Annotated in this window: 8 protein-coding genes; 6 read left to right on the top strand and 2 right to left on the bottom strand. The window is 50.5% G+C overall.

Annotated elements, in window-relative coordinates:
• The first annotated feature begins 103 nt into the window (after nucleotides 1–103).
• From GNP95_RS02975 to GNP95_RS02985, 3 genes are all read left to right on the top strand, one after another.
• Nucleotides 104–703, top strand: coding sequence for a DUF2087 domain-containing protein (locus GNP95_RS02975; protein ID WP_155609395.1), 600 nt, complete (start codon nucleotides 104–106; stop codon nucleotides 701–703).
• Nucleotides 704–1,120: 417 nt separating this feature from the next.
• Complete coding sequence (locus GNP95_RS02980) at nucleotides 1,121–7,423, top strand: DUF7601 domain-containing protein (RefSeq protein WP_155609396.1); 6,303 nt, start codon at nucleotides 1,121–1,123, stop codon at nucleotides 7,421–7,423.
• A 19-nt stretch (nucleotides 7,424–7,442) separates the two neighbouring features.
• Nucleotides 7,443–8,222 (top strand): class B sortase, encoded by a 780-nt coding sequence (locus GNP95_RS02985; RefSeq protein ID WP_155609397.1) that lies wholly within the window; start codon nucleotides 7,443–7,445, stop codon nucleotides 8,220–8,222.
• Nucleotides 8,223–8,432: 210 nt separating this feature from the next.
• Here GNP95_RS02985 and GNP95_RS02990 read toward each other — a convergent pair whose 3' ends face one another.
• A complete protein-coding gene (locus GNP95_RS02990) occupies nucleotides 8,433–9,350 on the bottom strand; it encodes an aldo/keto reductase (RefSeq protein WP_155609398.1) in 918 nt (305 codons plus the stop codon).
• A 125-nt stretch (nucleotides 9,351–9,475) separates the two neighbouring features.
• On the opposite strand from GNP95_RS02990, the gene GNP95_RS02995 reads away from it, so the two are divergent.
• The 3 genes from GNP95_RS02995 to GNP95_RS03005 all read left to right on the top strand — a co-directional run bounded on the left by GNP95_RS02995 (nucleotide 9,476) and on the right by GNP95_RS03005 (nucleotide 12,939).
• Nucleotides 9,476–9,856: a MerR family transcriptional regulator gene (locus tag GNP95_RS02995; RefSeq protein WP_196427052.1), complete on the top strand. Its 381-nt coding sequence runs from the start codon at nucleotides 9,476–9,478 to the stop codon at nucleotides 9,854–9,856.
• Nucleotides 9,857–9,946: 90 nt separating this feature from the next.
• Nucleotides 9,947–10,453 (top strand): ankyrin repeat domain-containing protein, encoded by a 507-nt coding sequence (locus GNP95_RS03000; protein ID WP_155610005.1) that lies wholly within the window; start codon nucleotides 9,947–9,949, stop codon nucleotides 10,451–10,453.
• A 410-nt stretch (nucleotides 10,454–10,863) separates the two neighbouring features.
• Nucleotides 10,864–12,939 carry a glycosyl hydrolase family 18 protein gene (locus GNP95_RS03005; RefSeq protein ID WP_155609399.1) on the top strand — a complete coding sequence of 692 codons (2,076 nt, stop codon included), beginning with the start codon at nucleotides 10,864–10,866 and terminating at the stop codon, nucleotides 12,937–12,939.
• Nucleotides 12,940–13,000: 61 nt separating this feature from the next.
• On the opposite strand, the gene GNP95_RS03010 is transcribed toward GNP95_RS03005, so the two are convergent.
• Nucleotides 13,001–13,993, bottom strand: coding sequence for a zinc-dependent alcohol dehydrogenase family protein (locus GNP95_RS03010; protein ID WP_155609400.1), 993 nt, complete (start codon nucleotides 13,991–13,993; stop codon nucleotides 13,001–13,003).
• Between the last annotated feature and the right edge of the window lie 4 nt (nucleotides 13,994–13,997).

Genomic DNA, 13,997 nt, shown 5'->3' on the forward strand with positions numbered 1-13,997 from the left:
TTCAGGAAAAAAGAATTGACATTGCCCTAATGTATCATTAAAATGTAATTTAACATATATCTAATTAGATAATCATTAAATCGTGTATGGAGGTGTCTTACTATTGCAATTAGATAAGGTCGTGGCCTACCATAAAGCGCTTGCCGATCCGACCCGAATCCGAATATTGATCCTGCTCGGAGACGGTGAACGAAACGGCCAGGAATTGGCCAGGAAGCTGGGCGTAACCCCGGCAACCATTACACACCATGCTGCAAAGCTGCGGGAGGCGAGCTTGATTAACGAGCGCAGGGATAAGAATACGATCTTTTTCTCGCTGAACCACTATTTTCTGAAAAATAACGCCGACGCCACCATCAATCTCATTTACCGGGCGTCCGAAGGAGGAACAGACATGCTGGATGAACAGCAGCAGCGGATTAGAGAATCCGTCATCAAGAACTTTTTTACCGCCGAGGGCAAGTTGAAGAGCATTCCTGCCCAGCTAAAGAAGAAGCTGATCGTACTCGAGCAGCTGGTATCCCGGCTGGAGCTTGGCCGCAAGTACAGCGAGCCGGAAATCAATGCGTTCATCAAGAACTATCACGAGGACTTTGCAACGATCCGCCGGGAGTTCATTATGCATCAGTTTATGTTCAGGGAGAACGATATTTATGAGCTGAACCCGCAGGAGATGTGGGCGAAGTGGGAGAAGCTTTCGTGAATATGAATACAATGCGGTGTGATGTTAGCTTGTATTCGGAATAATAATTTAAGGAAACAGCTCTGAGCATCTTACTCAGGGCCGTTTCCTTTTCGGCTTCAATTCGTGGTTGTATAGTTTTTGTAAAGCTCTTGTGTAGTTCTTGTCTAGATCGTGTTAGTAAAATGCACGGATACGCTGTGTAAACTTGGCGTATTCTGTTTTTTTATAGCGAAGATGGTCGACGGAGAGGGGGGAGTTACTAAGTATTGATCAACCGCCTGCACACCCCGAGCTTGCTCGGTCATCTAGAACTCCGCAAGATTTCGAAGATGGTAAGGGCCGCTGGGGTCAAGCAAATAGCATTTGACTATTCGTTTGTACACTGCAGACGATATTGCTGTCGACAAGACTTCGGAAATGGAGGAGATTCTAGGAATGAAACAAAAACGGAGTGTAAGCAAATCTCTGCTGTCTTTCTGCCTAGCGCTTATGCTTATTTTACAAACGTTCTCTGCTCCAGCATACGCGCAGAGCGCGCTAGGCGATTCTGGGCCGGCAACAGTCAGCGTGGACGGCTCGCCGTCGGTAACTGATGCGGTGTACGATGAGCCAGTTGCGCTGCAGCCCGCCTTCCCGATGGCCTTAATGGCTGGTCCAACGGACAAATCGGCGATGTTCATGGGAGTGAACGACCCTTTTCCGCTGGAGGTGGTGCAGAATAACCAAGCTGTTGCTCCCGGCGGCACCATCCAGGGCAGACAGCAATTCACGCTCAAGTCGGAAAGTCTCAAGGTGCCAGTGAATGGTGATGACGCTGATCCGACTAACGCGAATCCAGACCTATACATTCAGAAAGGCGACTGGATCGAACTAAAAAGGGATGACTACTTCAAGGAAGTGGTGCTGCCAACAGCAACCAAAACCTTGATGGCAACAACTGAATTTGGGGCGAAACAGCTCGGTATTGCCTATTTCACCCCGAATAGCATCAAGATTGTGTTTAATGGTGACGATTGGTTTTTCAATGGTATTGGACGAGATGTTACTTTTGGCTTTGAAACCACCGCTAATTCGGATGTAGCAGGCTTAGTGTATGGCGAGTCAAAGCCTATCTCTATTTTCGGGGGAGCTTACCAGCTGAAAAACCCAGATGTCACGCCCGCATACAGCATCACATTGGCTTCGCCGGGAATGATCAGGTGGGATCAGTATGGCTATCGCGGAATTCAACACGAGCAATTTGTTGAGGGTGCGATTACTTGGCAATCAACGGTATCTGCTTTCGATAAGTTTGATACTACAATCAAGCTGCCTCTCGACGGGATGAAGTTTTTTACAGACCCCGCATCTTATAATACTAGCAATGGTAATGTCCGCGGTATCTATATGCCTGGTTCCTTCAAGGTGAACGATATAGCGGTAAATCCGGATATCGACATCGACGGTAAGCTGAGCTACATTTTCCCGACGGGTACCGGTTTAGATCCGAAGGTTGAGTTTAAGACGTGGATTCCAAAGGAAGCTTACTATTACGAGTACAAGAATCCACCGGGGAATCTTGGTCGTAGCCATCGGGACATGAACGGCATAGTGAGATTAAAACAGAGTGATGATACTCTTTTAGTGAGTGCAGGTCAAGAGATTTCCTTTGCCCCAGACTGGATTCAGACCGCAGGCTCGCTGGACCACGAGAATCAAATCATCACATGGACCACCGATGTCAATAGTAAGTACAACAAGAAGGGACTAAAAAACTTTACCATCACAGATGTGCTGCCCACAGGCCTCGAGTTCATGTCAGCAACATATCAGACATGGGAAGACGGTATTACATCTGGTTCAAAGTCGATTACTCCGGATGCAAACGGCGTTTACTCCTTCGGGGATATTAATGGGCGCGTCCAGCTGGTGATTAAGTCCAAAATTATAAGCGGAGACGACTTCACCAATGTACCACGCGCCAACTGGGATTTGGAGACCAAGGACGCGAACGGAAACGCCTTACAGAACAATGATGTTAAAACCGGTAATAGGCCAAATGCGGTAACCGACGAGGCGAGAATTATCGTTGGGGCGCACACTTTTACTAAATCAGGCTCTATTTCGATGGCGGATTATAACCTAGGCGGCATCACCTGGACCGTCAATCTAACGCCACAGTACGCCCTGCCAAATGCCGCGGTATACGATGTGCTGGTGCATGGCGGGGATTTGAACGTCTTGGACAACGCTGTGGATGAAACCGGCGAGGTGAGCGCGGAGACGATTGCGAAAATCAAAGCAAAAGTTAATTCTGCGCAGCTTTGGAAGAAGTATCAGAATGGAACTTTGAAAGGTGTGACCAATGCAGCCGGCTTGGACATGAAGGCTATTCCTTTAACTGTGAACGGTGAAGTGGTGGCCGATTTGATCAAGGTGACCGGATACAGCACCGACAAAGCAACATCCTTCAGTTTCCGTGCACTCGAAACCAACCTGGATGTCCTCTTCAGGCAAGATATTAACGCAGGGAAAACACGCTGGAACCGGGCTTTGCTTCTTGACGGTGAAAACGTAAAACAGGCAGAAAATCAGATCAACCTTCACCTGCGTATGCTGAATAAGGATATGCTTACGGCATCCTATCCTATTAAGAAGGACGGAACGGCTGACACATGGTATACCCCGAACGACGTTGGCCGCTATATCGGTTACGACAGCACATCAAGCGGCGACGAATACACCTTGGCTGGGTATGACCGTACAACCAAGGCCGTCACCTTCCGTCTAAGCGTCAATATGCCGGGCTACAACACGGTCGAAATGGCGAGAGACGGCGGAAATCGGGTTATCACCAATGTGAAGCTGGTGGATACCTTGCCGGAGGGCTGGGAATTCGTTTCTTTTGCAAATGGAAAGGACTATGAGCTTTACAAGGGGTATTCGGATAATGGCAGCGGCACCGGCTATGGGGTTCGAAACAACGCCTTGTCAATCATCGAGCCGAACGACCCTGCTCATGTGGTGAGCTTCTCCCATAGCGGCAACGTAGGCACCTTCACATTCTCTGAGCTGGAAGGCCCTTATGTCATTTTGGTAAAAGCAAGACCTTCCAATGCGGCGCTGGAGAAATATTTGGAGGAGTACACTACCATCGGCACAGACAGGCAGGTTCTGTATAATAAAGCCGACCTGCATATGACATGGGGCGGCGCGGAAAAGGTCGTCACCGAACAGCGCAAAGTTATCGTCCCTATTCAGACCCTGGGCAAGTCGGTAACCAAGCCAGTTCCAGGGGTGCTGGAATGGACAGTGAACTATACCCCGCCGTTCAACATGAAGCAGGGCGTTTATTTGCAGGATACCTTAGGTGCAGGTATGAATCTGCGCTATGACGTAAATGGAAAGCTTGTGCTGACAGCGCCTAGTATGGCAGTTTATCCAGCTAAAATGACTGCTAGCGGTGCTCTGGAACGAGACGGCGCAGCACTGGATCTAAGCGACCCGAATGCTGAAGTTCAGATCGAAGCTGCACCAGGCGCGGGAGGCACCACAGTTCTAAAATTCAAAATGGACGACCCTAATAAGTTTTACCAGTTTGTGTATCAATCAGAGGTTGACCCGTCTAAAACAAAAGCTGGAGATAAAATGGGCAACGAGGTCAAGCTGATTGGCGATGATAAGCTGAAATCAGTCAGTGCCAGAAGCGAAAGCACGCTGGACAATTCAGACGTGGCCGGCAGTTCAAGCTCCAATGCCCTGCTGCCCCTGATAAAGGTAGATCCTAATAACAATCCGCTGGAAGACGTAGAGTTTACGCTGTATAAGAAAGACGACGGAACTCAAATCGCCAAAGGAACAACCGATAGCGGAGGGAAACTTAATCTGTTTTTCCGGGATCCGGGGTATTATGAGCTAAAGGAAACTTATATAGACACAAATACTTGGCTGCCGATCACCCATGTGTATCAGGTATATGTAGGAAATACACCAGGAAAGCCCATTTGGATAGACGGCATAAAGGTAGATACGAATAATCCGCTGGTTGTGCCAACTCCTGCCCAGGGCAAGCTGACCATCAGCAATAAGGTAGAAGGAAACGGCAGCGATTCTTCCAAGGATTTTGAATACACCGTGACCTTCACCGGCGAGGGCCAGGACGGAGAGTATACCTATAAGAAGCAGGATAATACGTTTGGCAGGATCAAGAACGGGGGCAAGATTACCCTCAAGCACGGGGAATCTGTAGTATTACCGGCTCTGCCTGCGGGTATGGTCTATTCCGTAACCGAGGCCGATTATACGACCGTTGACGGTTATACGACCATGCCGGAGACGAGAGAGCTGTCCGGCATGGTCGCGAATAAAGGCACCCACAAGGCGGATTTCGTCAACGAGCGGTACGTTAACGATTTGATCGTCAGCAATACCGTCACGGGGGACGGCGCAGAACCGGACAAGCCGTTTAAGTACACGGTGACCTTTGACGGTACAGGAAAGGGTCAAGAATACGATTACGAGCATTCAGACGGCACGACCGGCAAGATCAAATCCGGCGAAACCTTCGAGCTCAAGCATGATGAGACCTTTAAAATCAAAGATCTTCCAGAGAATTTGAAGTATACGATCACCCAGGAAGGTTACAAGAACGACGGCTACGCGACCATCCCTGTGGAATTGTCTGATGAGGGAGTCATGGCGCGCGCCGATCGCGAAACGGACTTCACCAATGAACGGACCGTCAACAAGCTGACGATCAGCAACACGGTCATGGGGAACGGCGGCGATAAGACGAAGGAGTTCGAGTACACGGTGATCTTTGACGGCACAGGCAAGGATGGAAGCTACTCTTACGAGAAGTCGGACGGCGCCAAAGGTGAAATCAAGTCCGGCGGTACCTTCACTCTCAAGCATGGAGAGGCACTGGAGATTTTGGGTCTGCCTAAGGATCTGAAATACACAGTAACTCAAAAGGACTACACAGCCGACGAATACGTGACCACCATCCCTGACAAGCACACCGGAGCCATGGAGGGCAAAGATGAAGAGGCTCCATTCACGAACGTGCGAGTCTTGGAGGGCGGCCTGCTCATCAGCAACACGGTTAAAGGCAAAGACGGCGACAAGAGAAAGCTGTTCAAGTATACGGTGACCTTCACAGGCGAGGGAGCGAACGAATCCTACTCCTATGAGAAATCGGACGGCAGCAAGGGCACGATCATGAGCGGAGACACCTTGGAGCTTACAGATGGTCAGACGTTCGTTGTGCAAGGACTTCCGACGTATCTCGAATATACGGTGACCCAAGATGATTATACGAAGGACGGTTATGTGACGGATCCTGAAGGTCTCGTTCGCATAGGCGCTATTCCGGAGAAACAAGTGGCCGAAGCACACTTTGTCAATACCCGTCCGTATCTGGAAGGCGTGCTGCGTGACAACAACACAGGCCAAGAAATTCCGAATGCGAAAATCATCGTGACGAACAAGAAGACCAACGAACAGCAGACGATTTGGACGAATGATAAGGGTGAATATTCAATCCCTGCCCAGGCGGATACCGACTATACGATCACGTATACGAAGCTGTACCAGGTAGGCGGGATGGATGTCCCTGTCGAGTTCACGCAGAAGGCCAATGTGGACAGCAGCGTGACGGACGAGACCGTTCCGGCGGACATTACGGCGGTAGGGATCGTTCTGTTCAAGCAGTTGGATGGAACAACAGAACTGTTCAACGATTCGTTTACCAGCAATATGTATATCTATTTGAAGGACAAAGACGGGAATTATATTAAGGAAAACAGCCATCCCAAGGCGTTTCCGATGGCTTCGAACGGCACCTTCTCCGTGGAAGGGCTAAGCGAGCAGAAATACACCATGGAAGTTCGCTATAAAGCTGAAACCGGCGAGGAACTGCTCTTCAAAGTGACGCAGCTGAACGTGAAAGCTGACGGAGAGCTGAATATTTCCGAGGAATTGGTCGACCCTTACGGTACGGTTTATGATGAAACGACAGGAGATGCCATTACTGGCAAGAAAATTGAAGGAGCCAAAGTTACTCTGTATTATGCGGATACACAGCGGAATAGAGATAACGGCCGCATTCCGGATACGAAAGTAACGCTACCTCCAGTTCCGAATTTCCCGCCGCACGATAACGAGAGCCCGGAACAGGATAGCGATGCAAATGGCTTCTATGCATACATGGTGTTTCCTGAAGCGGATTACTATCTGATCGTAACGAAGGACGGATATGAGACGCACAGGAGCGATACGATTTCTGTCGATTTTGACATTGTAAAATACGACGTGCCAATGAAGCCGATCCGTTCCGGTGGCGGCTCTGGTGGCGGCTCCGGTGGCGGTAACAGCGGAACCGACAATGGCAACAGCGACGCCGATAACGGCAATAGCGAGGCCGACAACGGCTACAGCGAAGCTGACAACAGCAACAGCGAAGCTGACAACGGCTACAGCGAAGCTGACAACGACTACAGCGAAGCTGACAACGGCTACAGCGAAGCCGATAACGGCAACACCGAGGTCGCTAACGGCAATAGCGAGGCCGACAACGGCTACAGCGAGGCCGATAGCGGCAATAGTAAAGTCGGTAACGCCAATGACGAACTGGACGATGTTCCGAAAACAGAGGATAATAGCACATCGCCATTCTTCTATATGGCTTTGGCACTGATGTCCTTAATGGTAATCGCGTTCTGTCTGTCCAGCAGCAAGAAGAAAAAGCACATTCAGTAACCGGAAAGGCGGTAAGAAAATGAGCAAAATCAAAAAGGTTCTTATCGCCTGTTCCACTCTTCTGTTAATTTTCTCTCTCTTCTCTGTTGCGCGAATTCTTTTGCGGGATTATGCGGCGCAGCAGCGAATGAAAGAGCTGGCAGAGGTCTGGAAAAACGGATCAGACACAGGCGGGGGCTCTGCCTCCCCCTCCCCTTTCAGCACGAAAGCGCACGGACAAGTCATGCTCCCCGGATTTCAAGAGCTCTACGAGAGGAACCCGGACATTATCGGTTGGCTGAAAATGGACGGCACCCGTATTGATTACCCGGTCATGCAGAACCCGCAGGATCCGCAATACTATCTCAATCATGATTTCGATAAAAAGAAGAGCAAAAACGGCCTCCTCTTTTTGGACGCATCCAGCCGGGTAAACGATTCAGGCATTTTGCTGATTCATGGACACCATATGAAAAGCGGCCTGATGTTTGCAGACCTGATGAAGTACAAAAAAGAAAGCTATTATAAGGAGCATGCTACTTTCGAGTTTAGTACGCTTTACGAGAAGGAAGAGTATGAGATCGTTGCAGTTTTTCTCTCACAGGTCTATCGCAAATCGGACGACGTTTTTAAGTACTACCAGATTGAGAAGGCAGGAACCCCCGCCGAGTTCGACTCATATGTTCAGAACATCAAAAAACTAGCTCTTTACGACACAGGCGTAACAGCCCGGTATGGCGACAAGCTGCTTGTTTTGTCTACTTGTGAGTACTCAACCGATAACGGCCGGTTAGCGTTGGTCGCCCGAAAGCGTAAATGACGCTTTTGAACTATGGGTTCAAGCAAATTCATATCACGTTCTCCACCGGAGGACGTGATTTTTTTGATTAGGTTTGACTTTCACTGTGAACATTTATCGCAGCCAAGCTGGAAATGTGATTTTGCGGACGATTTGTCCATGGTTCACTAACACGAAGAAGAAAAAAAATGCCCTTAGGAGAAGGGCATAGAAGAAAAGATTATGAAAGAACTAAGGAAGCACATTACCCGCAGCGCGGTAAATTTCATACCACTCTTCACGCGTCAGCGTGATGTCAGCGGCTTTACAGCAGTTCAGAATTCTCTCCAGATTCATTGTACCGGTTACCGGCTGCATTTTGGCCGGATGACGGAGAAGCCATGCAATCGCGATCGTCGTGTTGGAAACCTCGTATTTCGCGGCGATTTCATCGATTTTGCGGTTCAGCTCAGGGAATTTCTCGTTGCCGAGGAAAACCCCTTCAAAAAATCCGTATTGGAACGGCGACCAAGGCTGGATCGTAATATCATGCAATCGGCAATAGTCGAGAATGCTGCCGTCACGGTTAACCGCAGCTGCGTTCTCCATGTTCACGTTGATTCCGCTGGAAATCATCGTAGCATTCGTGATGCTCAGCTGCAACTGATTCGCAACCAGCGGCTGCTTCACATGCTTCTTCAACAGCTCGATCTGCATGGGATTTTGATTGGAGACCCCGAAATGGCGCACCTTGCCTGAGCTCTCCAGCTTGTCGAACGCCTCTGCTACTTCCTCCGGTTCCACCAAAGCGTCAGGACGATGCAGCAGCAGCACGTCGAGATAATCGGTTTTCAATCTTTTCAGAATACCGTCTACCGAATTTAATATATGCTCTTTGGAGAAATCAAACATGCCCTGGCGAATGCCGCATTTGGACTGCAGAATGATTTTCTCGCGCACATCGTCATTCATATGGATCGCGTCTGCAAAAATCTCCTCGCATTTGCCGCTGCCGTAAATATCCGCATGGTCAAAAAAATTCGCCCCAGCTTCAAGCGCCGTCTGCACAAATTTCTCCGCCTCGGCTTGTTCCAGCGAATTGATGCGCATGCAGCCAACAGCAATCACCGGTACCTCCAGGTTGCTGGTTCCCAGTTTCATCGTTCTCATGATTCATATCCTCCTTGTCTAGACCTTTTGAATCAACGGCTTGTATTGTACAATAGAATCTTAAAGCTTAAAGTTAACTTCAAGTCAAGAGCTGCACACCAAATTATATTCGGGAGAGAAATAAGATGGCGATGATCTACTCCATTAAACAAGTATCGGAAAAAACCAATTTACCTAGTCACACACTGCGTTATTATGAAAAAGAGGGGCTGCTGCCGTTCGTGAAACGGAGTGAAGGCGGCATACGCCGCTTTACCGACGACGACTTGGAATGGCTCGGGTTAATCTGCTGTCTGAAGGAAACGGGCATGCCCATTAAGCAGATCAAAGAGTTCGTTGATTTAAGCGTGCAAGGCGGTGGCACCCTGAAGCAGCGCTGCGAAATATTGATCGAGCACAAGAAGAACGTCGAGAATGAAATTCAAACGATGCAGAAGCATCTGAAAAAAGTAACGATGAAAATCAACCATTTCAGCGCGCAGTACGAAGAATACGCTCGCCGGTGACCTGTTGCAATAAAGCCAGCTCTCTGAAATAATAAAAGGACACTAGTCTTCCATCTTTATGCAAAGGAGGCGATTGACTTGGATTCATCCATGATCCATGAATTTTTTGATGCTGTACAGGCAGGCAACGCAGCCAGGCTGGAGGAGCTCATGGAAAATCATCCTCATTTGGCGAATACGGCTAACAGCGACGGTCTCACCCCGCTAGGATATGCAGCGCATTTCGGACAGAGGGAAGCAGTGCGGGCGCTGCTCGATCACAACGCTGATGTGAACGCGGTGTCCCGCTCCACAATCTCTTACATCCCCTCGAACACGGCTCTGCATGCTGCCATCGCAGGGGCAAGAAATCTGGAGGTCATCCGCCTTCTGCTTGCCCGTCATGCCAAAACTGATCTGCTGGACAGCAATGGCCACACTTGTCTACATACCGCTGCTTTTCACGAGGATAATCGAGAGATCATTGAGTTATTGATCGAGCACGGTGCCGACGTCAATGCTCGGACGAAAGACGGCGAAAGCCCGTTGTCTCTTGCCATCAAACAAGGGAATCACCTTGTGGCAGAGCTTCTTCGCGAACATGGAGCTCTGTTATGATTCATAACAGAGCTTCTTTTTTTAACCCCGTCTTCTCATGGCCTATCCCCGCTTTATCGCTAGTTACGGTTCACCGCTCCGTACAAGTTTTCCTGGAATTAAAGCTTTTCCCTCAATAACAACAGCTCTGGCTTGCAGCTTTTATTTTATTAACAGATGGCAGATTTTTCCCCCCGGATCACATAAACCTCCCCCTTCATACAAATCTAACTATCAATTACAATAATAGGTAACTTAAGTTGATAGACACGGTATTCTGATCCCTTGTATTGAAAACGCTTTATCACGGCCGTTCAACTCTCTATTTCTGTTTCCCGCTGATTATCTCATGAAGGGGGTGATAGATTCTTAGATTTGCCTGCAATCTTCATGCACTACAAAACTATGGGACAAAGAGGTGGATTTAAGTAATGGCACTACGCAAACTGTTGTTTTCAAAGAGCAGCATCCTGCTGCTGGCTGTCGTCGTGACTCTATCTGTGTTTTCCTCATTAGCTTACGGGGGGCAAAAAGCTGAGGCGGCTTCGGATTATAAAATCATCGGATATTATCCATCCTGGGGGGCGTATGGAAGAAACTATAACGTCTCCGACATTGATGCCAGCAAAGTGACGCATATCAACTATGCGTTCGCGGATATTTGCTGGAATGGCATTCACGGAAACCCGGACCCTACCGGACCTAACCCGGTTACATGGTCCTGTCAGGACGAGGCTGGCACGATCAACGCTCCGAACGGAACGATCGTACTCGGCGATCCCTGGATCGATGCCCAGAAATCCTTCCCGGGCGATACTTGGGACAAACCGATTAAAGGGAATATCGGCCAGCTGATCAAGCTGAAGCAGGAGAATCCCGGACTGAAAACAATTATATCCGTCGGCGGCTGGAGCTGGTCGAACCGCTTCTCCGATGTGGCGGCAAACGCGCAAACCCGTGAAACCTTCGCCAACTCGGCGGTCGATTTCCTGCGCAAATATCAGTTTGACGGCGTGGATCTGGATTGGGAATACCCGGTTAGCGGCGGACTGTCCGGCAATAGCGTCCGGCCCGAGGATAAGCAGAACTACACACTGCTGCTGCAAAAAGTCCGCGAGAAGCTGAACGCCGCCGGTGCGCAAGACGGCAAAACCTATCTGTTGACGATCGCCTCAGGCGCAGGCCCTTCATTCGCACAGAATACCGATCTCGCCGGCATCGCCTCGGTGGTCGACTGGATCAATATTATGACCTACGATTTCAACGGAGGCTGGCAGACCATTAGCGCGCATAACGCTCCTCTATACTACGATCCTGCCGCTGCTGCCGCAGGAGTGCCCGATGCAGCGACATTTAATGCCGCCGCCGGCGTACAAGGCCATCTGAATGCGGGCGTTCCAGCCAGCAAAATCGTGCTGGGCATGCCGTTCTACGGCCGCGGCTGGGCCAATTGCGGCTCCGGCAGCAACGGACAGTATCAAAGCTGCTCCGGCGTATCGAATGGAACATGGGAGTCGGGGATCTTCGATTTTAGCGACCTGGAAGCGAAGTATATCAATAAAAACGGGTATACGCGGCATTGGAACGATACGGCTAAAGTGCCGTACCTGTACAACCCTTCAAACCGGACTTATATTTCCTATGACGACGTAGAATCCTTCGGCCACAAAACGGCCTTCATTAAGAGCAATGGCTTAGGCGGGGCTATGTTCTGGGAGTTCAGCGGCGACCGGAACAAGACGCTCCTGAACAAGCTGGCGAGCGATTTGTCCATCGGTGCAGGCGGTCCTGGCAACGGTTCAGATACGACACCGCCAACGGCACCGGCGAATCTTCAGGTCACTGGAAAGACATCGAACAGCGTTACCCTATCCTGGAGCGCATCGACCGATAACGTAGGTGTTACGGGTTATACGGTCAGCTACGGCTCGAACGAGCTGAACGTAGCCGGTACGAATGCCACAATCAGCGGACTTGCGCCGAACACGGCGTATACATTCACGGTCAAAGCCCGGGATGCCGCAGGCAACGTCTCCGCCCCAAGCAGCCCACTATCCGTCACGACGGACCCGGCTTCCGGCGATACGACACCGCCAACGGCACCGGCGAACCTTCAGGTCACCGGAACGACGGCGAACACCGTTACCCTGTCCTGGAGCGCATCCACCGATAACGTAGGCGTGACGGGTTATACGGTCAGCTACGGCTCGAACGAGCTGAACGTAGCCGGTACGAGCGCCACAATTAGCGGACTTGCGCCGAACACGGCGTATACATTCTCGGTCAAAGCCCGGGATGCCGCGGGCAATGTATCGGATGGCGCTGCCGTAACAGCAACGACCGATGCAGACGGCGGGAACGCTATCGCTCCTTGGGCGCCAAACATCAACTACATGGCTAACGACCAAGTAACATACGAGGGCAAAACATACTATTGCATCCAAGCCCACACATCCCTGCCGGGCTGGGAACCGGCAAACGTTCCGGCATTATGGGGTTTGCTGTAAAATAAAATTCAAAACAGCAGCCCAGGAGCAGAGCTCTTGGCTGCTGTTTTTCTATGTGGTGTTACATAAGAAAGTATTTCCCCGGATTCCTCCCGTAAGCTTCAGCGGCGCGCACCGCTGCGTTTGCCTTCTGCAGCTCAAAACGCGCCTCTGGCGGCTGCAGCGTCAGCTTCTTCGCCTGAATTAAGGCAATCAGCTCTCTGAATGTATCCTGCCACACTTGAGCGCTAACCGTCTGATTCCATTGCCGCAGATGAAACATCGTCGCTGAAGCGTTCGTGCTGCGCCTGATTTCAGCCCAGTCCAGCGGCACTCCCGACAGAAGCCCTACCGTTACGAACATTCCATCCGTACGCACACAGCAAGCCAGCTCCGTACCAGGACTGCCGCCGATCATATCCACCGCAGCGTCTGCCCCCAAGCCGCCGGTCAGCTCCATGACAGCCGGCTTTAGCGGAGTCTCGTCCGTATTGATCACTGACTCCGCGCCCAGCTTAAGCAGCTCTCTCGTATGATGATCATTTCTCGCCACAGCGATGAGTCTTATGCCAAGAAAAGCGCACAACTGGGCCAATACCCGCCCGAGCGCAGAGCCGCTTGCATTGACGACAAGGACGGACCCCGGCTGCAAACTTAGTATATTCCGACAAATAAGCCAGGCGGTTACCGGGTTGATATACAGCTGCGCTGCCTGATCATCCGTGACGGCATCGGGAATCACAACGGCCCAGGACGCCGATGCCTTCACAAATTGCTGCCAGGTGCCTTCGCCCCGCAGCGGCAGCACCCGCTTGCCGATCAGCTCCGGGGCGACATCCTTTCCCACGTCCTCCACAATGCCGACGCCTTCGTATCCGGGTATGCAGGGAAGCGATATCCGGTGCGAATACGCTCCCCGGATCGGAATAAGATCCGAAGGATTGACCGGCCGTGCGATCATTCGTACCAGCACCTCGCCCTGTCCGGGAGCTGTAACGGGCCTTTGTTCGACCCTCAGGACGTCTTCAGGCGTTCCAAATTCATGAAAGACAATATATTGATTATCTGCACGCATCGCC

This window comes from Paenibacillus woosongensis, assembly GCF_009725165.1.
Classification (GTDB): Bacteria; Bacillota; Bacilli; order Paenibacillales; family Paenibacillaceae; genus Fontibacillus; species Fontibacillus woosongensis.

Bases quoted from the DNA above. Each gene is read 5' to 3' on its own strand.
- GNP95_RS02990 (WP_155609398.1), bottom strand. From the start codon at position 9,350: ATGAGAACGATGAAACTGGGAACCAGCAACCTGGAGGTACCGGTGATT.
- GNP95_RS03000 (WP_155610005.1), top strand. From the start codon at position 9,947: ATGATCCATGAATTTTTTGATGCTGTACAGGCAGGCAACGCAGCCAGG.
- GNP95_RS02995 (WP_196427052.1), top strand. From the start codon at position 9,476: ATGGCGATGATCTACTCCATTAAACAAGTATCGGAAAAAACCAATTTA.
- GNP95_RS02980 (WP_155609396.1), top strand. From the start codon at position 1,121: ATGAAACAAAAACGGAGTGTAAGCAAATCTCTGCTGTCTTTCTGCCTA.
- GNP95_RS03010 (WP_155609400.1), bottom strand. From the start codon at position 13,993: ATGCGTGCAGATAATCAATATATTGTCTTTCATGAATTTGGAACGCCT.
- GNP95_RS03005 (WP_155609399.1), top strand. From the start codon at position 10,864: ATGGCACTACGCAAACTGTTGTTTTCAAAGAGCAGCATCCTGCTGCTG.
- GNP95_RS02985 (WP_155609397.1), top strand. From the start codon at position 7,443: ATGAGCAAAATCAAAAAGGTTCTTATCGCCTGTTCCACTCTTCTGTTA.